19 protein-coding genes and 2 pseudogenes are annotated in these 22,224 nt (G+C 60.4%); 8 read left to right on the top strand and 13 right to left on the bottom strand.

Going from position 1 to position 22,224, the window contains the following annotated elements:
- The 4 genes and pseudogenes from FHT76_RS15395 to FHT76_RS15410 all read right to left on the bottom strand — a co-directional run.
- Positions 1 to 944: ABC transporter transmembrane domain-containing protein (locus FHT76_RS15395; protein WP_259185672.1), on the bottom strand; the 944-nt coding region annotated here is incomplete at its 3' end.
- Between the two features lie 38 nt (positions 945 to 982).
- The gene (locus tag FHT76_RS15400) at positions 983 to 1,291 is read right to left on the bottom strand and encodes a hypothetical protein (protein WP_183753448.1); all 309 of its coding nucleotides are present in this window, start codon (positions 1,289 to 1,291) and stop codon (positions 983 to 985) included.
- Between the two features lie 26 nt (positions 1,292 to 1,317).
- Positions 1,318 to 2,541 carry a GTP-binding protein gene (locus FHT76_RS15405; RefSeq protein ID WP_183865210.1) on the bottom strand — a complete coding sequence of 408 codons (1,224 nt, stop codon included), beginning with the start codon at positions 2,539 to 2,541 and terminating at the stop codon, positions 1,318 to 1,320.
- Between the two features lie 20 nt (positions 2,542 to 2,561).
- Positions 2,562 to 7,218 (bottom strand): annotated as a pseudogene (locus tag FHT76_RS15410) (DUF4082 domain-containing protein).
- Here FHT76_RS15410 and FHT76_RS15415 point away from each other — a divergent pair.
- Positions 7,121 to 7,657, top strand: a complete 537-nt coding sequence (locus FHT76_RS15415) for a hypothetical protein (protein WP_405049506.1) — start codon at positions 7,121 to 7,123, stop codon at positions 7,655 to 7,657. The pseudogene FHT76_RS15410 and the gene FHT76_RS15415 sit on opposite strands and share 98 nt — an antisense overlap.
- A gap of 299 nt (positions 7,658 to 7,956) precedes the next feature.
- A pseudogene (locus FHT76_RS15420) lies at positions 7,957 to 8,210 on the top strand (AAA family ATPase); the annotation flags it as partial.
- A gap of 57 nt (positions 8,211 to 8,267) precedes the next feature.
- On the opposite strand, the gene FHT76_RS15425 reads toward FHT76_RS15420, so the two are convergent.
- A complete protein-coding gene (locus FHT76_RS15425) occupies positions 8,268 to 9,215 on the bottom strand; it encodes an aldo/keto reductase (RefSeq protein ID WP_183860686.1) in 948 nt (315 codons plus the stop codon).
- Positions 9,216 to 9,396: 181 nt separating this feature from the next.
- Here FHT76_RS15425 and FHT76_RS15430 point away from each other — a divergent pair, with 181 nt between their 5' ends.
- On the top strand, positions 9,397 to 10,383 hold the full coding sequence (locus FHT76_RS15430) for a Gfo/Idh/MocA family protein (protein WP_183860684.1): 987 nt from the start codon (positions 9,397 to 9,399) through the stop codon (positions 10,381 to 10,383).
- 1 nt (position 10,384) lies between these two features.
- On the opposite strand, the gene FHT76_RS15435 is transcribed toward FHT76_RS15430, so the two are convergent.
- Together FHT76_RS15435 and FHT76_RS15440 are read right to left on the bottom strand one after the other, a co-directional pair.
- Positions 10,385 to 10,762, bottom strand: coding sequence for a GtrA family protein (locus tag FHT76_RS15435; protein WP_183753436.1), 378 nt, complete (start codon positions 10,760 to 10,762; stop codon positions 10,385 to 10,387).
- Positions 10,759 to 11,772, bottom strand: coding sequence for a glycosyltransferase family 2 protein (locus FHT76_RS15440; protein WP_183860682.1), 1,014 nt, complete (start codon positions 11,770 to 11,772; stop codon positions 10,759 to 10,761). Before FHT76_RS15440 ends, FHT76_RS15435 begins: the two co-directional genes overlap by 4 nt.
- Before the next feature lie 156 nt (positions 11,773 to 11,928).
- Here FHT76_RS15440 and FHT76_RS15445 point away from each other — a divergent pair, with 156 nt between their 5' ends.
- A complete protein-coding gene (locus tag FHT76_RS15445; RefSeq protein ID WP_183860680.1) occupies positions 11,929 to 13,767 on the top strand; it encodes a hypothetical protein in 1,839 nt (612 codons plus the stop codon).
- Positions 13,768 to 13,770: 3 nt separating this feature from the next.
- Here the strand turns inward: FHT76_RS15445 and FHT76_RS15450 are convergent, their stop codons facing one another.
- Together FHT76_RS15450 and FHT76_RS15455 are read right to left on the bottom strand one after the other, a co-directional pair.
- Positions 13,771 to 14,007: a hypothetical protein gene (locus tag FHT76_RS15450; protein WP_183860678.1), complete on the bottom strand. Its 237-nt coding sequence runs from the start codon at positions 14,005 to 14,007 to the stop codon at positions 13,771 to 13,773.
- Positions 14,008 to 14,131: 124 nt separating this feature from the next.
- The gene (locus tag FHT76_RS15455) at positions 14,132 to 14,395 is read right to left on the bottom strand and encodes a hypothetical protein (protein WP_183753428.1); all 264 of its coding nucleotides are present in this window, start codon (positions 14,393 to 14,395) and stop codon (positions 14,132 to 14,134) included.
- A gap of 449 nt (positions 14,396 to 14,844) precedes the next feature.
- Here FHT76_RS15455 and xseA point away from each other — a divergent pair, with 449 nt between their 5' ends.
- Entirely contained in the window at positions 14,845 to 16,434 is a 1,590-nt protein-coding gene (xseA, locus tag FHT76_RS15460; RefSeq protein WP_183860676.1) for an exodeoxyribonuclease VII large subunit, read from the top strand.
- Between the two features lie 86 nt (positions 16,435 to 16,520).
- Positions 16,521 to 17,630, top strand: a complete 1,110-nt coding sequence (locus tag FHT76_RS15465; RefSeq protein ID WP_183860674.1) for an endonuclease/exonuclease/phosphatase family protein — start codon at positions 16,521 to 16,523, stop codon at positions 17,628 to 17,630.
- 66 nt (positions 17,631 to 17,696) lie between these two features.
- On the opposite strand, the gene FHT76_RS15470 is transcribed toward FHT76_RS15465, so the two are convergent.
- Positions 17,697 to 18,179 (bottom strand): MarR family winged helix-turn-helix transcriptional regulator, encoded by a 483-nt coding sequence (locus FHT76_RS15470; protein WP_183753422.1) that lies wholly within the window; start codon positions 18,177 to 18,179, stop codon positions 17,697 to 17,699.
- A 100-nt stretch (positions 18,180 to 18,279) separates the two neighbouring features.
- Between FHT76_RS15470 and FHT76_RS15475 the strand changes: the two genes are divergently transcribed.
- Positions 18,280 to 19,188 (top strand): EamA family transporter, encoded by a 909-nt coding sequence (locus FHT76_RS15475; protein ID WP_259185673.1) that lies wholly within the window; start codon positions 18,280 to 18,282, stop codon positions 19,186 to 19,188.
- Here FHT76_RS15475 and FHT76_RS15480 read toward each other — a convergent pair.
- Both FHT76_RS15480 and FHT76_RS15485 read right to left on the bottom strand, forming a co-directional pair.
- A complete protein-coding gene (locus FHT76_RS15480; RefSeq protein ID WP_183860670.1) occupies positions 19,136 to 20,389 on the bottom strand; it encodes an aminopeptidase in 1,254 nt (417 codons plus the stop codon). The two genes, FHT76_RS15475 and FHT76_RS15480, sit on opposite strands and share 53 nt — an antisense overlap.
- Before the next feature lie 117 nt (positions 20,390 to 20,506).
- Complete coding sequence (locus tag FHT76_RS15485) at positions 20,507 to 21,223, bottom strand: glutathione S-transferase family protein (protein WP_183860668.1); 717 nt, start codon at positions 21,221 to 21,223, stop codon at positions 20,507 to 20,509.
- A 20-nt stretch (positions 21,224 to 21,243) separates the two neighbouring features.
- On the opposite strand from FHT76_RS15485, the gene FHT76_RS15490 reads away from it, so the two are divergent.
- Positions 21,244 to 21,747 carry a MarR family winged helix-turn-helix transcriptional regulator gene (locus FHT76_RS15490; RefSeq protein ID WP_183860666.1) on the top strand — a complete coding sequence of 168 codons (504 nt, stop codon included), beginning with the start codon at positions 21,244 to 21,246 and terminating at the stop codon, positions 21,745 to 21,747.
- Positions 21,748 to 21,749: 2 nt separating this feature from the next.
- On the opposite strand, the gene ybaK is transcribed toward FHT76_RS15490, so the two are convergent.
- On the bottom strand, positions 21,750 to 22,223 hold the full coding sequence (gene ybaK, locus FHT76_RS15495; protein WP_016552399.1) for a Cys-tRNA(Pro) deacylase: 474 nt from the start codon (positions 22,221 to 22,223) through the stop codon (positions 21,750 to 21,752).
- Position 22,224: the final 1 nt, after the last annotated feature.

The following is a 22,224-nucleotide window of genomic DNA, read 5'->3' on the forward strand; positions in this document are numbered from 1 at the left end:
AGAAGCATGACGACGAGGCCGACAAGGGCGGCAAATCCGATGACGACGAGGGTCAGCTTGACGCTGTAAAGAAGCAGGATCGGAATGAAGACCAGCAATGACACGCCGTCGAGAAGCGTCAGAAACAGGCGGCCGGTCAGAAACTCGCGAATCCTGCCTGTCTGCTGCATGTGCTTCACGAGGACGCCCGCCGAAGCCTGCTCGAACAAGGCGATTGGAAGATTGAGCAGATGCCCGAACGTGCGTGTCGCGATGCGGATATCGATCCGGTTCGTCGCATAGAGCAACAGGTAACGGCGTAGGAAGCTGAAGGCAGCATCGAAGACAAGGGCAATGCCGATGCCGATGGTCAGGACCGTCAGCGTTGCGTAGCTCTGATGGACCAGCACCTTGTCGATGACAAGCTGAAAGAAGATCGGCGTCATCAGGCCAAGGCCGTAGAGGACGATGGCGGCAAGGGCAACATCGCGGAAGAAGCTGCGCTGCTTGATGATCTCGGGAATGAACCAGCGGAAGCCGAAAGGCTGGTCGGCATCGTTGATGCTGAAGTTTCGCTTCATCATCACGACGGATCCCCGCCAAGACCTGGTGAACTGCTCCTCGTTCAGGAGAATGAAGTCAGGGCGCTCGGCGAGCGGGTCGAGAACCCTGATTTTTGCCTCTTCTTCACCCATGGCCGGGCCGGCAATGACGACCCAGTTGCCGTTGTCGAGTTCCGCCAGAACCGGGAAGGCCTCGCCCAACTGGACGAGTGATGTCCAGGAAAGGCTGATCTGCCGTGCGCGCAATCCGGCATCCTTCGCCATGCGCAGCAGCTGCCGCATTTCGACCGGCCGCTCGTCGACTGCGTAGTCGTGCTGCAGGCGTTCGGGTGATAGATCGACGCCGTGATGGCGTGCGACGAGAGCAAGGCAGTGTAGATTGGTGTGCAAAAACGTACTCATGGCCCACCCGGGTGTCTGCGTTGAAGAAGAGGCGTTGGTCAGTTGAAGTTCGGCGAGGCGTTTGCCGATGCACCAGACGGCTGAATGATTTCAGCCTTGGGGGCCGATGGCAGGTCGTTGATGCGACGCACTGCACCCGCCTCGACAAGCCCGCCAAGCGCCTTCTGCATCAGGTCGACCGCATTCGCGAACGCGTCGACCGGCAAGATAATGCGTTGGCGGAATACCGGCTTCGGGTTGTTGCTCGCATCGCGCTCGGTGGCCGACAGCGACATCAGATCGATGCGCACGATGGTGCCGGTAACGGTGATTTCGCCAATTCCATCTGCATAGAGTTCATTGCTCATTGTCGTCTCCTCGTTTCGATAGCTGATCATGGATGGTGATGTTGTGCGTGTTGCCAGGCCGGGAACGGATCCGCGAGATGCCTACCGAGATCGGGGTCGAAGCTTGCTTCGTCTCCGATCAGGCAATCGTCGAGCGCGGCGCTGATCGCCCGCTTATCGAAGCCGGCGCCGATGAACACGAGTTCCTGGCGGCGATCGCCCCATACGGCGTCCCAATAGCGGTCGAGCAGTTGGCGGAACTGCGGATAGCGTGGCCAATGCGCCTTTGACACGCTTGCCCACCAGAAGCCCTTGGTGTCCATGCGTCGCTGTGTACCGGCAATCGAAAGGAGCCCGATCTCGTTCGGCCGCGTCGCCAACCAAAAGTGTCCCTTGGCGCGAATGAGGCCCGGCCACTGCTGCGCGAGAAAGCGGTCGAGCGCGGCGGGGTCGAAAGGACGGCGTGCGCGATAGACGAAGCTTGAGATCCCGTACTCCTCGGTTTCCGGAACATGGTCGCCCCAGCCATAGAGCTCCTTGTGCCAGTACGGGTGACGGGCCGACTTGGCCTCGCTGAAAAGGCCGGTGTCCAGAATGGTGGAAAGCGGGAGATGGCCGAAGTCCGTCTCGATGACGCGAGCATCGGGATTGAGTGCCGCAACGATCTGGCGCACCATCGCGCGGGTCTCGGAACTGACCTCGGAAACCTTGTTGATCACGACCACATCGGCAAATTCGATCTGCTCTACGAGCAGGTCTACAAGCGTTCGTACGTCATCGGTGTCGCGAGTTTCGCCGCGATCGCTCAGGAAATCGGCGCTCGAGTAATCCGCCAGGAGGTTTGCCGCGTCGACGACCGACACCATTGTATCAAGCCGCGCAACGTCGCAAAGCGCGCTGCCGTTTTCGTCGCGAAAAGAGAATGTAGCGGCGATCGGCAGAGGTTCGGCGATGCCGGTGCCCTCGATGAGCAGATAGTCGAAGCGACCGTCGGCAGCAAGCCGACGCACTTCGCTCAACAGATCGTCACGCAGCGTGCAACAGATGCAGCCGTTGGTGAGTTCCACCAGGGTTTCATTGGTGCGCGACAGGTTGGCACCCCCATCACGAACGAGCTCAGCATCAATATTGATTTCGCTCATGTCGTTGACGATGACGGCAACCCGGCGTCCTTCCCGGTTACGCAATACATGGTTGAGGATGGTTGTCTTTCCCGCGCCGAGGAAACCCGCCAAAACCGTTACTGGGAGGCGCTTGTCGCCACCTGTCATTGATACTCCCCCACTCGCTGTTACGCTGCGAGCTGCTGCCTGAATGCCACGTCCACGTAGTAGTTGGTGCTGTTGAATGTGCTCGTCGGGAACAGCCCGCTGGAGCCATATGCATAGACGCCGTTACCACCGCTCAGCGCCGACGACATCGCCTGCAGATTGCCGTTGGTCGTGGTGTCGCTGAAGTAGTTGCCGGTTGCCGAGTAATTGCCGTTCGTGCTGTAGGATACGACGTATGTCGAGCCGGCATCGATGGCGACCTGCTGCGAGAGATCGACAGATTGCCAACCGCTTGCGCTCTCGTTGGTGAAGGTGGCGCTCGCCAGCAGGGTACCGCTTGCTGTCCAGAGATAGCCTGTGTGTGCTCCGGTATTTTCCGCGCTCTTGTAGAAGCGAATACCGGTGATCCAGCCCGCTGCATCCGACTGGAATTTCATGCCGAGATTGACCGGGCTGTTGTCGTTGACGGAGACGATCGCCGGCGTCGTACCGGCGGCGAAGACATTCTGCTCGCTGCCTTCGTTGGAAATGTTGAGGGATGCCTGCGCAGTGGACGTTGCACCCTTCGTATCGGCGATGGTGTAGGAAAAGCTCGCAGATCCGGTGTAGCCCGTTTCCGGCGTGAAGGTGATCATGTTCGACTGGCTGTCGAAGGACACCGTTCCGTGCAGCGCGTTGCCGACACTGGTGACGGAAATCGCGTCGCCATCGGGGTCGCTGTCGTTGGCGAGCAATGCCGAGGCGAGGATCGTCAATTGGGTGTTTGCAACACCTGATATTCCGGAGTCGTTCGCAGCGACGGGGGCAGCGTTTTGAGTCGCTGGCTGATAAAGAACGTCGACCCAATAGTTGGTCAAATTGTAGGTCGCGCTCGGGAAGAGGCTGCCTGTGCCATAGGCATAAACGCCATTGCCCGTAGAAGATGCGGTCAGAGTGCCGTTTGAGTGGCTGGTCGTGAAATAGTTTGGCGTGGCCGCATAGAAGCCGTTCGAATGATAGCTTGCCACATAGGTAACGCCTGCGGAGATGCTGACAGGTTGCGAGAAGGTTACCGTTTGCCAGCCGCTTGCTGTCTCGTTCGAGAAAGTTGCGGACGCAAGCAGGACGCCGGTGCTGCTCCAGAGTGAACCGACGTGCGTGCCGGTGTCTTGCGCGCTCTTGTAGTAGCGCAGGCCAGTAATCTCGCCCCTTTCGGAAGAGGTGAACTTGACGCCGAGTTCCACCGATCCTGGATCATTGTCCGCAGCAATGGTCGGCGTATCCGTTGACGAAAACAGGCCTGTGCCCGTTGGCTGTGCGCCAACCGTCAAGTTGACGGTTGCCGAGGCGGTACCGCCGCGGCCATCCGCGATCGTGTATGAGAAATTTGCCGCGCCGACGTATCCTGTTGTCGGAGTGAACACGATCGTATTTGTCACGCTATCGAAAGTGACTGTGCCGTTTGCCCCGTTTGCAACACCCGTGATCGACAACGGGTCGCCATCCGGGTCGTTGTCGTTCGCCAGGAGGGCTGCTGCCGCAATGGATAGTGCCGTGCTCGAGTAGGTGCTGAAGCCGTTATCGTTGGCTGCAACAGGCACCGAATTCACCGTCGATTGATTGAATACGACATCGACCCAGTAATTGGATGCCTGATAGCTGGATGTTGGGAAGGTCGTGCCGGTGCCGTAGGAAAAGACGCCGTTCCCTCCGCTCGCCGTCGCGGAAACGCCGGTGAGGGCTCCGTTGGTATGCGCTGTGTTGAAGTAGCCGACAGTTGCCACATAGGTCCCGGTCGTGTGATACGATGCGACGTAGGTTACCCCGGCCTGGATCTGGATCGGGCTGGAGAACTTTGCGGTTTGCCAACCGCTGAGAGACTCGTTGGTGAAAGTTACAGTCGTCAGGAGCGTGCCGTCAGTGCTCCAGATCGAACCAGTGTGGGTACCCGTATCGCCGGCCGCCTTATAGAAACGAATTCCGGTGATCGAACCGCTGCTCGATGAGGTGAACTTCATGCCCAACTCGACTGCAGAATTGTCGGTAAAGGCCTGCCCCGTGGGACCTTCGTTCGGCTGAAACAGCGAAACGCCGGCAGCAACTTCCTCCACGGAAAGGCTCACGCTTCCCTGGTCCGTGCCACCTCGCCCGTCGGAAAGGGTGTAGCTGAAGCTTGCAGGCCCGATGTAGTTGGCGTTCGGTGTAAAGATCACGTTGCCGGTCTGAGTATCCAGCGCAACCGTTCCGTTGACTGCATTGCCAACGCCGATGATCGTCAGCGCATCACCATTGGCGTCAGCATCATTGGCTGTCAGCGAGGCAAATGACACTGTCAAAACGCCATTGCGGGAGATGGTAAAGCCGCTGTCGTCGGTTGCCACGGGTATGCTGTTCGGACCAGCGTCAAACACAACATCAACCCAGTAGTTTGATCCGCCAGGGTTGTTGCCCGGGAAGGTACTGCTGGCGCCGTATGCATAAACACCACCACCATCAACTGCCTTCAGCACGCCATTGGTATAGGTCGAGCCAGGAGTGAAATAGTTCTCGGTGACTGAATAGAAGCCGTTGCTGTGATAGGAGGCAACGAAGGTCGTCCCCGCGGGGATATGAATTGGAGTGGAAAAGGTGACTGTTTGCCAGCCTGAAAGGGACTCGCCCGTCGATACGCCCGTGGCAAGCAACGTGCCATTGGCATCCCACAGACTGACCGTATGCTCACCAATGTTATAGAAACCCTTGTAGAAGCGAATTCCTTCAACGAAGCCACCGATGGTTGACTGAAAACGGACCCCGAGCTCGACGCCGTCGCGGTCGACCGCAGTCTCGAGCGTGGGCTTGGAGGCCAGTGTCCAAAGACCGGTCGTGTCCGGCAGTGTGACAGTGACCTGCTTTCCGGACGATGGCGTCTCCAGGTTGACGCTGTCGTCGACTGCACGCGACATGATCGTGTAGGTGCCGCTCGCCTGGACGACCCAGTTGTAGCTCCAGTTTTCACGGCCGGTTGCCTTGAACCAATGCTGGCCGCCGTCAGTAGACACCTCGATCCCGGCGATAATGCCGCCGCCGAAGTCCTGGGCCGTTCCAGTGATCGTGACGTGCTGGCCTTCGACAAAACTCGCACCGATGATTGGCGACGTAATCGTTGATGTTGGCTTCAGGTGGTCAGTGGACTGCGTCGCGAGAATAAGGCTGGCATCCAGAGTCGTTGGCTGGATGCCCATGTCCGCGAACATGTTGACCATAGCCTGCTGGACGTTAGGGTCGGTTGGCGTCTCGGCGCCTTGGTGTTGATCGTTCAATCCCCAGGACCAGAAAACGGTGCCTGCGCCGAACACCAAAGCTCCGCTTGCGGCTCTGTACATCGTCAGGCTGTGGTCGACGACGGCATCGCCAACGCTTGTTCCATAATCCCGGAGGTAAGTGTTCACCGCCACCGTAGACAGAGACAGGTTGATCAGCCCGTCTGGCCGGAACCCATTTTCGACGTCGGAATCCCATTCATAGCCAAGCAGGTTCTGGACGAGATTGTATGTTTCTCCGGGCTGGAGGTTGGCAACGTCGGTGTTTCGCCAGAAACGCAGGTTCGAATAGTCATAAGGTATTGAAATTGTATCGGAGCGATAGCTGTCGACCGTGAACATGGTTCCGGTCAGTGAGTTCTCCGGCTCCTGTCCGGGGTCGGCATAGCGTGGATCGCGCCAAGTGCCGGTGCCGATATCGCTCGGATCCGTGCTTGTCCCCCAAGTCTCCTTGTAGCAAACCATGGTCCGGTAGGCTTGGCCGTTGCCGTCAATGCTGCTAATGGTTGAGGAGCAGATTGCCATTGCGAGACGCATCAACGCCGGAGATGTAGGAGACGTCATAGCCGTTTTGCTCAAGCCATTGGATTGCTGAGTGCTCGGCGCCAAAGATGTAGTCCCACGTTCCTCCCATCACGCTTGTATTGGTGATGATCGGCCGGTTGTAGCTGATTGCCGATGCACGCCCAATCGCAGTCAGGCCGCAACTGCAGTTTGGAGGCATGTAGCCGATCATGTCTGCTGGGTCGACCGGTACATTGCCTTCGTAGAGGCTCGCCCCACCCCATGCATTGTAGGCCTGCCAGGTCGTGTCGGAGGTCTGGAAGACGATGTCGCTGTGCGAAGCATCGTCGCGCACGACAAACGGAATGATGCTTGCGTCTTCCGTCCCGTCCTCCCGCACCAGTTTGGCGATGTACACGCCGGATACTGCGTCATCCGGAATCTGCCAGCTCGCTGAAACCGACCAGTTGCCACAGTCGATAAGGCCAAGCGACATGTCGACGATGGGGTGCGGCTGGATCTGAGCCGTCGTCAATGACTTGTCGATCGACGCAACCTTGCGCGCGCCGTCGCCGCCGTAATAGCCGAGACGATAAATGTCGATGCGGTAATGGGTCGAGTCCGTTGCGATCTTGAAGTCTACGGTGCCGCCGACATTGGTGCTGATTTCCGTCGCAAAGCCCTGAATAGTCCCGCCGCCGTCGCCGTCGAGGCCCCATTCACTGATCGGGTCGCCTTTCAGCGCGTTTTCGCGGGCGATCTTGTTCAGCGTTGGAGTGGCCGCTACTGCCGCTGTGACTGTCATCACAGGTGTCGTCGAGGCCGTCGCGGCCAGCGTCGCCGGCGCTGACGTGGATGACGCGGACGAAGTATCGTCCTCAGCCGTCCCCACACTTGCGGCCGAAAACCTCAGGATCGGCGCACTCGACGTATCGCTTGCGCCCGAGACCGGCAGTGTCACCTCGGGAGCAGCCGAAAGGGCAGATTCCAGCGACGTCGTGGCAATCGGCGTGGAAGGATCGGGAGGCAGGACCGTGCGTGGCTTCGCTGTCGTCTGTGGGTCGGGCGTGGAAGAACTTGTCGTCGATGCCCCGGCGGTCGTTAGCGCGAAGCTGGCTCCGCCGGTCGTATCGCCTGTTGAGGGCGCACCTGAAGCCGGAGACATTTGCGACGTGGCTGGATCACTCGTCAGAGGAGATGCTGTGGTCTGTGCTCCCGTAAGCGAGCTTACCGAGCCGACGGCGTTCACGTCGGTAATCGGCGGAGCCCCCGTTGAGGAACCTACTGTTGCGTTCGCGAGAAGAGCACTGCCAGTGACCGCTGCGCTGTAAACGCTCGACGTTCCGCCGTATGCGCTCAGATAGTCGCGGTTCTTGATGTTGATCCTCAGCATGACGAACGCCCCTCACTCGCACTGCGACACATGTCCAGGGAAGTATCCTGTCATGTTTGCGGAAAGAGAGAACGACAGTAATCAGCGGTATGATGTATCGCGACGCATACACCAATAGGGTTACATCTTATCTATGGAGCTGTTTTATTCAATTTTACACCGCTTAGCCGAAGGTAATACTTAAGAAGCTGGCCAGGCTGAGGGCTCGTGCGAGTTCTCGGGTCGGTCAGTCTTTCGCGGTATGGCCGTCTGTCGGATGAGCAGAAAACCGCGATCGAACGTGTCGCCGGATCGGAGCGCATCACGGCTGTGCCGGCGCTGGCAAGACGACAATGATGAAGGCGGCGCGAGAGGCGTGGGCGGCGGCCGATTATAGGGTCGTTGGTGGCGCTCTTGCGGGCAAGGCGGCAGAAGGCTTGGAAAAGGAAGCTGGCATTGCCTCCCGCACGCTGTCCGCCTGGGAACTTAATTGGCCAAGAAGCTCGCGTCAGCGCGCTCCGTGCTCGCGCTTCGCATAGCGGATCGTCACGGCCATCGGCTGGCTCCCGTCACGCGCCCGCAGTGTCGAGCAGTGCCATTGCCTCGTCGGAGAGCGAAACTGTCGCCGACTTGGTTAGGCTGTCAAGCTGCGACAGGCTGGTGGCGCTGGCGATCGGCGCCGTCACGCCCTTCTTTCTGAGCAGCCAGGCAAGCGCGATCTCCGCCGGCTTGGCGTCGGTTTCCGCCGCGACCTTGTCGAGCGCTGCAAGGATGCGCATTCCCTTGTCGTCGAGATACTGCGCCACCCGGCCTTCTCGGGCGCGGCCTTCCGTATCGGCCTTGCTGCGGTATTTTCCGGAGAGAAAGCCGGCGGCAAGACTGAAGTAGGTGATGACGCCGATATCTTCCTTGACGCAGAGATCGGCCAGCGGTCCCTCGAAGCTAGCGCGTTCGTAGAGATTGTATTCCGGCTGGATCACGTCGTAGCGCGGCACGCCGACCTTCTCGGCGGCATCGAAGGACGCCTGAAGCTGTGTCGCGTCGAGATTGGAGCAGCCGATCGCGCGGATCTTGCCTTGCTGCTTCAGCTTGGCAAAGGCGCCGAGCGTTTCTTCATAGGGCGTGTTCTCGTCAGGCCAATGCGAGAGGTAGAGGTCGATATGGTCGGTTTGCAGCCGGCGCAGCGAATCCTCGACCGCCTTCAGGATATAGGTTTCCTTCAGCGTCTTGCCCTGGCCCATGTCGGAGCCGACCTTGGTGATGATGACAGCCTTGTCACGGGAGACCTTGCCGCGCTTCAGCCACTTGCCGATGATCTCCTCGGAATCGCCGCCCTTGTTGCCCGGCACCCAGGCCGAATAGACGTCGGCCGTGTCAATCGTGTTGAACCCGGCGTCGAAGAAGGCATCGAGAATGTCGAAGGATGTCTTCTCGTCGGCGGTCCAGCCGAAGACGTTGCCGCCGAAGACGATCGGGGCGATTGAAAGGCCAGTTTTTCCAAGACGGCGCATATCCATGGCGCTCTCCTAAAGTGCTGAATTGATTGAAATCGATGACGCGACAGAACGCCGCCGGGAGGTAACCTAGCGCGGCCATCGTGCGATGGAAACCTGCTCCTTGAATTGTGATCACGCCATTGCGCCGCCGCCGTCGCCTTACTAAGGTGCGCAAAAATCGAACCAGGAGAGGAGTGAGGCTATGCTGCGTTTTGGTATTCTTTCGACCGCGAAGATCGGCCGTGAACTCGTTGTCCCCGCCATCCAGGACGCCGAAAACTGCGTCGTGACGGCGGTTGCCAGCCGCGATCTGGCGAGAGCCCGGGAGATGGCGGATCGCTTTTCCGTTCCGCACGCCTTCGGTTCCTACGAGGAGATGCTGGCTTCCGACAAGATCGACGCCGTCTATATCCCGCTGCCGACCTCGCAGCATGTCGAGTGGACCATCAAGGCCGCTGACGCCGGCAAGCACGTGCTCTGCGAAAAGCCGATTGCGCTGAAGGCCGATGAGATCGACAGCCTGATCGCCGCCCGCGACCGCAACAAGGTTCTCGTCACCGAGGCCTATATGGTCACCTACACGCCGGTCTGGCGGAAGGTCCGTTCGCTGATCGCGGATGGCGCGATCGGCACGCTCTTGCATGTCCAGGGCGCATTTACCTATTTCAACCGCGATCCCGGCAACATGCGCAATATCCCCGAGCTCGGCGGTGGCGCGCTTCCCGATATCGGCGTCTACCCGACGATCGCAACACGCTTCACGACCGGCAAGGAGCCGCTCCGTGTTCAGGCCGTTACCCGCCGCGACCCTGAGTTCGGCACCGACATCTATTCGAGCGTCAAGGCCGACTTCGGCGACTTCGAGCTGACCTTCTATGTCGCAACGCAGATGGCGAACCGCCAGGTCATGGTCTTCCACGGCACGGATGGCTTCATCGAGGTGAAGTCGCCCTTCAACGCCGACCGCTGGGGCGCCGAGGAAATCGAGCTGACCAACCGCAGCCACAATGAATCGACGATCTTCCGCTTCCCGGACAGCCGTCAGTACAAGCGCGAAGCCGAAGCCTTTGCGCGGGCTGCCAAGGGCGAGAGTGAAGAGATCGTGACGCTGGAGAGCTCGAAGCTCAGCCAGAAGTTCATCGATTCGATCTATCGCGCGAGCGAGAAGGACGGCTGGGAGCCGGTCTGATTCAGTCGCGGCGGAAGACGAAGCGGGAATAGCCGATAAAGCTGAACACCATGGAGGCGGCGGTGGAGAGCACCATCGCCGCGAGCGGCTGCAGGTCGGGCAGCCGCAACAACAGCGCTGAATAGAGTCCATAGTTAACCAGTGCCGCGGTTACGCCGACGGAGCCGTAGCGAAATCCCTCGACGGCGAGCGAATGTCCCGAGCGATCGAACGTGAAAGTTCTGTTGAAGAGCCATGTCGTCGCCATTGCGAGAGCAATCGCGATCAAGCGCGCCAGGAATGGGCCAAGTGGCGTGACATGCAATAAAAACGCCAAGACCCCGGCATCCACGAGAAAGCCAAGGCCGCCTGCAATCGCGAAGCGCAGCAGCTTCTTCATCTGCTGCCGTTTCTACTCGGCAATTGTCGGGCAGTGTCGAGATCATCCACCAGCAACGGCGTCTGCTCGCGTGGGCGAGGGGACGCAAGGCTCATATAGTGGATACGAAGCTGTTCGGCGCGGGCGCGCGAAACGGAGTCCAGGATCACGCCGGCGGTAAACATCATGAATGATACCATCATCAGTGCCATGGACAGAACCCATGTCGGCATTCGGCTGACAAGACCCGTTTCAAAATACTCGACGAGAACAGGCGCCATGAATCCCAGACTGGCCAGCATAAAGGCGGCGCTGACGATGCCAAAGAACGCGAAAGGGCGGGTTTCCTTCATCAGCATCGCGAACATCCAAAGGATCTTTGCGCCGTCCTTGAATGTGGAAAGCTTGGAATGAGAGCCTTCCGGCCGGCGGCCGTAGTCCAGCTCAAGTTCGCTGATCGGCAGCTTCAGACGCGATGCATGCACGGACATCTCCGTCTCGATCTCGAAACCTCCCGAGACGGCAGGGAAGCTCTTGACGAAGCGTCGCGAGAAGACGCGGTAGCCCGAGAAGATATCGGTGAAGTCGGTTCCAAAGATCGTTCGGTAGAGCACGTTGAAAATCTTGTTGCCGAAGGCGTGACCCTGCCTGCCGGCGTCCGCCTGCACGCCTCGCCGCGTGCCGACGACCATGTCGGCGCGCTCCGTCAGTAGCGTGCGGATCAGTTCATCGGCGTCGTCGGGGGAGTACGTCGCGTCGCCATCCGCCATGATGTAGATGTCGGCGTCGATGTCGGCGAACATACGTCTGACAACGTGGCCCTTGCCTTGCCGCCGTTCACGCACGACGCTTGCGCCGGCAAGCATCGCGTGGAGGGCGGTGCCATCCGTCGAGTTGTTGTCGTAGACATGCACCACGGCGCCCGGCAGCGCAGATCGGAACCCCCGGACAACGGCGCCAATGGTCGAGGCCTCGTTGTAGCACGGTAAGAGCACCGCAATATTCAGATTGTCGATCCGCGATCCAGTCATGATCAAACCCGTGGCGAAGAAATCCGTTCAAGAATAGATGGTGGCCGTTAACAACTAGCTATGAATCCCACGAAAACCGCCGGCCAGTGGGACCTTTACGGTTTCTTGACAGGAGCGCGTTACTTTCTTGCTACTCAAAACGGTGAGATCCGCTTCATGACGAATGTTGCCCAGATGGTCGATGCGCCGACATCGGCATCGTTGACCGCCAAGCTGCGCACCATGATGATTAGGCTGTGGCCTTCGGCGCTCCTCTACAGCGCCCTCCTCGTTGCCGCGATCCTGGCTTTGAAGCTGCCTGGCGCCACGGATTATGTCGGCGCGGATAACGATGACGGTATGCGGCTTGTCGAGGTGCGCGATTTCCTGAACGGCCAGGGCTGGTTCGACCTGATGCAATACCGGATGGGTCTCGGCGAGGGCACGTTGATGCACTGGTCCCGCCTAATTGACCTTCCTATCGCCACGCTGATCAGATTTTTCGAGTTATTTCTCCCGCAGGAGCGGGCAGAGGCGCTTGCGCTTGCCGTCTGGCCGCTTTCACTAACCGTCCCCAGCCTCTGGGCCATGGGGCTTGCCGGCCGCCGCATCGGCGGCGTGTTCGGAATGCACATCGCCTTAGGGCTGACCGCAATGCTGTTGGTCGCCAGCAACCGTTTCCTGCCTGGCGCAATCGACCACCACAATGTCCAGTTCGCGCTGGTCGCCATCATGACGGCGATGCTGCTCGATGAAGACCATCGACCGCTCAGCTACGCGGTCGCAGGACTGGCGGCAGCAACCGCGATTGCCATCGGCGCCGAAACAACGCCTTTCGTGGCGGCAGCGTGCGTGGTTGTTGCCATCTCGTGGGCGTGGGAAGGCGAGCCGTTCGCAGGCGCAGCCAAGGCTTTCGGATTGGCCTTGGCTCTTTCGATCAGTCTGCTTTTCTTCGGTACCGTTCCACCGCGGCTCTATTCGGCAGTCAGCTGTGATAACCTGTCGCTCGGCTACTACAGTCTCGCGGCGATTGGCGGCGGGCTGTTGCTGTGTGCCGCCACCCTCGCCAGCAGAACAAGCCGGCTGCTGCGGTTTGTCGTTCTGGGCGGGATCGGCGCGGTCGTCCTCGCCTCTGCGATCACGATCGCTCCGCAATGCCTCCGCAACCCGCTGGCTGACCTCGATCCACTCCTTGTCACGCTATGGTTGGACGGGGTGCAGGAAGCTCAGTCGATTGTTGCGCTAGACCAGCGGGATCCGTTCACGCTCGGCTTTTTCTACGCAACCGGGGTTTTCGCAATAGCCGTCTGCATCCTTCGCCTTGTTTTCAGGGACCGGGTGCGAATTCACCTGATCCTTCTTTTCCTTCTTTCCGTCAGCTGGGCAATCGCGGCCTTTCAGGTGCGCGGCACGATGTTTTCCAATCTTCTCGCGGTCCTGCCGCTGACGTTGCTGATCATCGACCTGCGACGTCTATCGGCCAGCGACAGCGAGGATGTCGCCGCTGCCTTCTGCTACCTTTCCACTGTTCTTATGAGTGTGGCGGCAGTCTGGGGGCTCACGGGAGGGCTGATCGGTATGCAGGTGAACAACGAGAGCGTCCTGCAAGCGGCGTCCACAAAAACCTCTTGTGCGTCGAAGTCGGCTCTGGCGCCGTTGGCCGATGTTCCCCCGGGCCTTGTGGCGGCGCCGTCCGACGTGGGCGTCTCGATTCTCCGCTTTACAGGGAATCGGATTCTGGCCGCGCCGTACCATCGAAACCAAGGTGGCATGCTGACGGAAATGCATATCGGCCTGGCGGAACCGCAGGAAGCCGAGGCCTTCCTGAAGGGTGCAGGGGTCACGGTTCTGGCTTTTTGCGCCGACTATCCGCAGACCACGGAGCTCGCCAAAATGAAGCCGGATGGTCTTTACGCGCAGCTGACGAAGGGAATCGTCCCGGCTTACCTGAGGCCGATTCCAGCGCCCGAAGGTGCACCCATTCGGTTCTTTCGTTACGTGCCCACTGGGACGTAGAATTTAGACGAAGCGTCGGCGATCGAGGATACGCGCGAAAGCGTGGAGGCCGAGAAGGCAGATCAGAAGGCCAGCGTCATAGCAAACGATCGCGGCTGCAAGATCCAGAATGGATGTCAATGACACCAGGGCCGCGCAGGCGTAGGCGACGCAGACGAGGCAGCCGACCAACACCATCGAAAAGATCGAACGCATTGGCGCAGTGGCAAAGCCCAGTGTGGTGGCTGTCAAAGCGATCATCAGCATCTCCTGATTTGCTTCAGTATAGACGGGTCTGTCTTGTCGAACAATTAATGGAGCGGTTTGTTACGGTTTTCCCCAGTGTTCGCAATCGGCACAGGAGCGCCGCTGGCGGGACGGGCACCTAAGCGAGCCCGAGAACGCTCTCTGCCGTAGTGCCGGTGGCATGGACACGGGAAACCCGCAGCGGCAGCAGCGACCCGTCTGAAACAGAGGCAAAGGTCAGAACCTGCCCCGACGCCAGGGTCACAGCCAAGTCTCCGCCGATGCCGACATAGACCGCTCTTGTAATCTCCGGGAGATCGAGATTGTCATTGGGAACGATGGCGAAGCCGGCGCTTGCCGGACCAGTAAGAGAGGGTGCGTGGGAAGCAAAACGGTCGGACATGCAAACTCCTTTTGTCGTTTGCCCGATCATCGCTCTCCAAGGATTGTCGGGGAAAACGGTCCCGCGAGTTTCGCGGCGTGGTTCAATGAAGCAACTGATTTGCCACGGAAAAAACCGAGCTCTTGCGAATTCGGTTGAAAAAACATCCCCCTGTCGAGCCAGAAGCGACGCCTTCCCTGTCTACGTCGCCGCCGAGGGGCTGGTTGAAAAAGCGCTCATACCGGTCGAAGAGCTTCCTTAGGCTGATCTCCATGGTTTCCTCTCCGGATGCGGCTTGGTTCGGCAAGGGCGTGAGCCGAAAAAGCCATTGTTGCGAGATTCCGACTAAGCGGCCTTGCGCCTGGTTTTTTGTAATACCGCCAGACTAGCTTGCGGCAATAGCTGAGTGCGCAGAATGCCTGACTAAGACAAGGGCTGCTCTTTGCCGCCGCATCGGCTAGAACAGGACCATGAGCAATGTCTTCGAGAATGATTCGCCGAGCAATCTTGCCGAGTATTCGGTTTCGGAGCTTTCCGGCTCGATCAAGCGCACCGTCGAGACTGCCTTCGACCAGGTGCGTGTGCGGGGCGAAATTTCCGGCTACAGAGGGCCCCACTCTTCCGGCCACGCCTATTTTTCCTTGAAGGATGACCGCGCGCGTATCGATGCCGTCGTCTGGAAGGGCAATTTCTCCAGGCTGAAATTCCGTCCCGAAGAAGGGATGGAGGTGATCGCCACCGGCAAGGTGACGACATTCCCCGGCTCATCGAAATATCAGATCGTTATCGAAACGCTGGAACCGGCCGGCGCCGGCGCGCTGATGGCGCTCATCGAGGAACGCAAGCGCAGGCTTGGCGCCGAGGGGCTCTTCGACCAGTCCCGCAAGCGGCGGCTACCCTTCATGCCGAAGGTGATCGGCGTCGTGACCTCGCCGACGGGCGCGGTCATTCGCGACATTCTCCACCGCATCTCCGATCGTTTCCCGGTTCATGTCATCGTCTGGCCCGTCAAAGTCCAAGGCGACGGTTCCGGTGAAGAGGTCGCCAACGCCATCAGAGGCTTCAACAGCTTCGAGCCTGGTGGGGACATGTCGCGCCCGGACGTTCTGATTGTCGCCCGTGGCGGCGGCAGCCTTGAAGATCTCTGGAGCTTTAACGACGAAATCGTTGTGCGTGCCGCTGCCGAGAGCCAGATCCCGCTGATCTCGGCGGTCGGACACGAAACTGACTGGACGCTGATCGACTATGCCGCAGATGTGCGCGCACCGACGCCGACCGGAGCGGCCGAGATGGCGGTTCCGGTGAAGGCCGAACTGGGGGCGCAGACAGCAGCACTCGCCGCGCGCCTGCAGGGGTGTATGAACCGCCGCATGGATCATCATCGCCAGTCGGTTCGGGCTCTCGTCCGCGCGCTGCCTTCTCTGGATCAGCTCTTGGCCCTGCCGCGGCGCCGGTTCGATGAGGCGGCCGCCGGTCTTGGCCGCGGTCTCGAACTCAACACGATCAATAAGCGCCGTAGTTTTGAGCGGATCGCCGCGCATTTGCGGCCCGATGTCCTGTCGAACCGCATTACGGAGCGGCGCCAATATCTGAACGAACGTATGACGCGCGCGGAGCGGACGATCGAGCGTCTTCTCGACCGCTCGAAATCGCGGGTTGGCCGTGCGGACGCGATTTTTGCGACGCTGCCGGCGCGCCTGAAGACCCAGACGGCGCGCCAGCGTGATCACCTGGCCAATCTGTCACGTCACGCCGACACCGCTGTCAGGCATCAGCTAACGCGGGCACGCGGTGAGCTCACGGCTCAAGATCGTGTACTGCAGTCCCTATCTTACAAGAACGTGCTGAAGCGAGGCTACGCGGTTATCCGGGACGACGAGAACAGGCCCGTGTCGCAGGCGGCGATGTTGGCGTCGGGGACAGGCATCTCGATCGAGTTTGCGGATGGTCGTGTCGGCGCGGTGACGACGGACGGGGGCGCGTCCTCCTCCGCGCAGAAGAAACGAGCCGCGAAACCGCACGACGAGCAGGCGCCGCCAAAGCAGGGAAGCCTATTCTAGGTGGTCATCAGCCGCTGAATGTCACGCGGACATCATGGAAATGCAACATATGCGTGCCAACCTTTCGATAAATGGGAGGGAGAAACGTGAGGCTTGCATCGTTCAATGTCGAAAACCTGTTCGACCGCGCAAAGGCCATGAACCTGGACACCTGGGCGGAGGGGCGAGTCGTTCTGGACCGCTTTGCAGAATTGCAGCAATTGTTGGGGCAGGTCACCTACAGCAGCGCCGACAAAGCCCGCATGGCCACCTTGATCATCGAGCTCGGCATGGAGGAGAGCGATATCGGCCCCTTTGTCATTCTTCGTCGCAACCGGGGCAATCTTCTGAAGCGGCCAAGGACTGGCGGCGTTGTGATAACGGCCAATGGTCGTATCGATTGGGTCGGGTCGCTCGAGCTGCGAGACGAGCCGATCAATGAAATCGCAATGCAAAACACCGCGCGCGTCATGAGCGACCTCAATGCCGACGTCCTGGGGATTGTCGAAGTCGAAAGTCGGCCGGTCCTCGCGGCGTTCAATACGCAGGTGTTACCGGCTGTGGGCGGCATGCCCTTCAATCAGGTCATGGTTATCGATGGCAACGATGAGCGGGGGATCGATGTCGGGCTCCTGACGCGCAACGGCTTCGTCCTCGATATCATGCGCAGCCACGTCGACGATCGGGATGCGGCAGGCAACCCGATCTTCTCCCGCGATTGCCCGGAGTACTGCGTGACCACTCCTGCAGGAGTGACGCTGCTTGTCATGGTCAATCATTTCAAGAGCAAGGGTTTCGGGAGCGCCCAGTCCTCCGATGCTCGCCGGCATGCGCAAGCGCAACGAGCTCGGGACATCTACGAGAAGCGCATCGCCGAAGGGTTCGACCATATCGCGCTGATTGGTGACCTGAACGACACACCAGACAGCGCTCCGCTGACGCCGCTGAAAGAGAGCACGCTCCGGGACGCCTTTACACATCCCGCGTTCGACGACGGCGGTTTTCCCGGCACCTTCGGCCTTGGCAACGCCGGCAACAAGATCGACTACCTCCTCCTGTCGCCGAAGCTTTTCGACAAGGTCGAGCGCGGCGGCGTCTTCCGCAAAGGCGCCTGGCCCGGAAGCCGGCCGAGACGCTGGGAGACGTATCCGGAACTCACCGAGCCAAAACACGCGGCGTCCGATCATGCCGCGATCTGGGTCGACCTGAACATCTGAGGCCAAAGCAAGGAGGCTGCCGCCCACCGATGCCAAGGGCACACGCGAGGAGGGCGGCTGGTCCGGCTACTCGAATGTCGCCAGAAACTTGCGCAGCAAGGCGTCAAGCTGCGCTTTCTCCTCGGCGCTGAAGCCCTGCGTCAAACGCTGCTGATTGGCGACGTGCAGACCGACTGCGCTTTCCACGGCGGCAAGTCCCGCTTCGGTCAGGGCGATGAGGACGCTTCGCCGATCGTCGGGATTGAGAACGCGCTCGACCAGCCCGGCTTTCTCCAACTGGTCGATCCGGTTGGTCATGGTGCCGGAGCTGACCATCGTCATGGAGAGCAGATCGCCCGGTGAGAGCCGATACGGCGCGCCCGAACGCCTGAGGGTTGCCAGCACATCGAAGGACGAGGAGGACAGCCCCTGCTGCTGCAACACCTGGTCCACCTCGCGGGCGAGATGCGTCGTCAGCCGTTTCAGCCGACCCATGATGCCCATCGCCTCGGTATCGAGGTCGGGGCGCTCCCTTTTCCATTGTGCAAGTATCTTGTCGACGCGATCCATCGGCCAGCCCATTCTTCCGGGGAGATTGTTATCACCATGTCTCTTGACGTCAAGATAAATGGCGCTAGATTATATTTATCTTGATATAGAGATTCTTGAGATGAAGAAAACTGGAGCGCCTCTTTCCGATGTCCTGATCACGGCGCTGGCGCCAACGATCTGGGGCAGCACCTATTTCGTGACCACATCCTTCCTGCCGCACGGATATCCACTGACGGTCGCTTTCCTGCGCGCCTTGCCGGCCGGGCTTCTGCTGCTTGCGGTCGTCCGGCAACTGCCGCAAGGTATCTGGTGGGCTCGCGTGTTTTTGCTCGGCGGCCTCAATTTCTCGTTCGTCTGGGCAATGCTGTTTGTGTCTGCCTATCGGTTGCCAGGCGGCGTTGCCGCGACGGTTGGGGCCATTCAGCCGCTTATCGTCATCCTGCTGTCGCGCATCTTCCTCGGCAAGCCGATCCATGCTCTTGCCGTGGGTGCCGGGCTGATCGGGATGACGGGCGTCGCACTGCTGGTGCTCACGCCCAACGCGGCGCTCGACCCGATCGGCGTCGTCGCGGGCATCGCGGGTGCGGTCTCGATGGCGTTCGGCACGGTGCTGACGCGACGATGGGCTCCGCCGGTCTCAAATCTTGCCTTTACCGCATGGCAGCTGACGGCGGGCGGCATCCTGCTCGCGCCCGTCGCTTTCTTCCTTGAACCCGCGCTGCCGGTGCCGACTACAGCCAGTGTCCTCGGCATGGCCTATCTTGGCCTGATCGGCGCAGCCTTCACCTATCTGCTGTGGTTTCGGGGGCTCGCGCGCATCGAGCCGTCCGCCGCGGCCTCATTGGGCTTCCTTAGTCCGGTCACAGCCACCCTGCTGGGTTGGCTGGCTCTTGGACAAAGCCTGACGCCCGCGCAGCTCGTCGGCTTCGCAATGGTGCTCGCGAGCGTCTGGCTCAGTCAGCGCGCAATGTCGGTCAGGCCCACTCGCCCTGACGCATCACCGGAACCCGCGAGCCGTCTGGCCTGACGCCGTCGATATCGACCTGGCCGGAGCCGATCATCCAGTCGATGTGGATCAGGCTCGAGTTGCCGCCTTGGGCCTTGATCTGCTCCTGCGTCAGGCTGGCGCCGTTGACGAAGCATTTCGAATAGCATTGGCCGAGCGCGATGTGGCACGAGGCGTTCTCGTCGAACAGTGTGTTGTAGAACAGAATGCCGCTCGCTGAGATCGGTGATGAATGCGGTACCAGCGCCACTTCGCCGAGCCGCCGTGCCCCCTCGTCGGTATCCAGCACCTTGTTCAGCACTTCCTCGCCACGCGAGGCCTTTGCTTCGACGATCCGGCCGCCGTCGAAGCGAACCCGGATATTGTCGATCAGCGTGCCCTGATGGGACAGCGGCTTGGTGCTCGAAACATGGCCCTCGACCTTGAGCGCATGCGGGGTCGTGAAGACCTCCTCGGTTGGAATGTTCGGATTGCAGGTGATGCCGTTCTTGGCGGTCGACGAGCCGCCATGCCACTCGTGGCCGTCGGCAAGGCCGACCGTCAGATCGGTGCCGGGCCCGGTGAAGTGCAAGGAAGCGAAGCGCTCCCCATTCAGCCAGTGTGAGCGTTTGGCAAGATTGGCATTGTGTTCAGCCCAGGCGGCGATCGGGTCTTCGACATCGACGCGCGACGCCGCAAAGATCGCCTTGGCGAGCCTGGCAACGGCGATCGCTTCCGGATCGTCAGGGAAGACCAGCGCCGCCCAGGACGGATTGGGGTAGGAGACGATGTTCCAGTTGATGTCGAAATTCGAGATCTTCTCCAGCGCCGGCTTGTAGGCCGCCGAGTTCGCCCGATTGGCGCGACCAACCTTTGCCGGATCCTGTTCCGAAAGCAGCATCGGATTGTCGCCTGAAACGGCAAGCCGGGCGGTGCCCTTTGCATAAGTCTTTGCCATGCCGTCATAGAGCCAATCGGATGCGCGATCGAAGCTCTGATCGCTGCCGTATCTGTAGCGCGCGAGCGTCGACTCCTCGTCGGAATAGAATGCCGTCACCAGCCCGGCACCCGCCATGTAGGCATGCTTGGTAATCAGGCGCACGAGGGGCAGGGCGACGACCGGGGCCGTGATCACGAGGTCCTGGCCCGTCTGCAACTGCAGCCCGACCTTGACGGCCACCTCCGCCAGCTTTTCAAGCTTTACGGGATCGACTGAGGTCTGGCTTTGCGGCATGAAATTCATGGTCGGTCACTCCTCGAACAAAACGGATTGGCCGGTAGACTTAGACCCCTTTGCGGCGAAATTGAAGTTGCTTGTCAACCGATGGCAGCTCTTTGCCGCCACCGGCTTATGCCGGGATTAGGCGGCCGAAACGGATGGCTGCTGCAACAGTACCGCATCGTGGCGCTTCAGGAAGGCCATCAGCCGATCGGCATAGTCAGGCCCGACCGCGGCCTTTACGCTCGGCCTCTCCGACAATGCTTTCCGCCAGGCCTGGACGCGGTGCAGGCCGGCAAAGATGCCGCTGTCGCCGATGGTGTTGAAAACGTCGAAGTAGCGAAAGATCGGCGCGAACACCGCATCGACCAGACTGAAGCTGTCGCCCGCGAAGTAGGGGCCGCTCTTCAGTTCGGTTTCGATGGTCGCGAACTTCGATGCAAGGACCTGCCGTTTTGCCTCTAGTTGGGCGCGGTCCTGGGTCGTCTCGTAGACCCAGAGGTCGGACAGGATCGAAGAGCCGAACTCCATCCAGCCGCGGTGGCGTGCGCGCGTCAACGGATCGGCCGGATGAAGGCTCGCGCCGTCCTGCGTCTCCTCCAGATACTCGCAGATCACACTGCTCTCGAAAAGTACCTCACGACTGCCGTCGCTGTCGCGGACGCAGAGCAGGGGCACCTTGCCGAGCGGCGAAATCTCAAGAAACCAGCCGGGTTTGTCTGCGAGATCAATGTTGATCCGCTCGAAGGGTACTCCCTTCTCCGCCAGCGCGATCGCAGCGCGCTGCACGTACGGGCAAAGGTGGTGGCTGACGAGCAGCAGAGCCGAACCCGGTGCTTGAAGTGGCAAATGATCCATAGTGGGCATCTCCATTGTAGATGCAATTGCATGTAGTAGCTGTTGCGCCGAGGTTCAAGGTAGATGTAAATGCATGTATGAACAAAAAGAACGAAACGACGCCCTCCGATGCGGCGATCGATGCCTGGATCGGGCTGATGCGCGCGCAGCAGCGACTGCTCGGTCAGATCGAAGCGGATCTCAAGTCGGCCGGGCTTCCGCCGCTCGGCTGGTACGACGTGCTCTGGGAACTGGTGCGCTCGCCGCAGGGCAGGTTGCGGCCGTTCGAGATCGAAGAGCGGACGTTGCTCGCCCAATACAATCTCTCGCGACTGATCGACCGCCTCGAGAAGGCGGGGCTGGTGCAGCGCCAGACGTTCGACCGGGACGGGCGCGGGCAGTGGGTGGTCGTTACCGAGAAGGGGCGGGCACTGCAGAAGCGCATGTGGACGGTCTATGCCAAGGCCATCGAGGCCAACTTCGGCGCAAAGCTGAGCAAGGCCGATGCCGCGACGCTCGGTTCTCTGCTGGCACGCTTCAGCTGAGATCAGGCAATGAGCGGTGCCGCTGCTGCCTTCAGCGTCTTCAACGCGTCCTTCGGGTCAAGCCGAACCTGTAGGCCGCGTTGTCCGCCATTGATGTAAACCTGCGCCTCGGCAAGCGCCGCCTCTTCGATTGCCGTCGGCACAAGCTTCTTCTGTCCGAACGGGCTGATGCCGCCGACGTGGTAGCCGGTCAGGCGCTCGGCATCGGCGGGCTTCATCATGTTGGCGGACTTTCCACCGAACGCGCTAGCGAGCTTCTTCATGCTGACTTCACGATCCGACGGCACGACGACGCAGACCGCCTTGCCGTCGACCTCCGCCATCAGCGTCTTCAACACGCGATGCGGCTCCTCGCCAAGCGCTTCTGCCGCCTGCAGGCCGACGCGCTCCGCGTTCGGATCATAGTCGTAGGTATGGACCGTGAAGGCAATTCCGGCTTGGCTCAGAACCTGCGTGGCGCGCGTGGTTTTCGACATC

The sequence above is a fragment of the Rhizobium sp. BK176 genome, assembly GCF_024808055.1.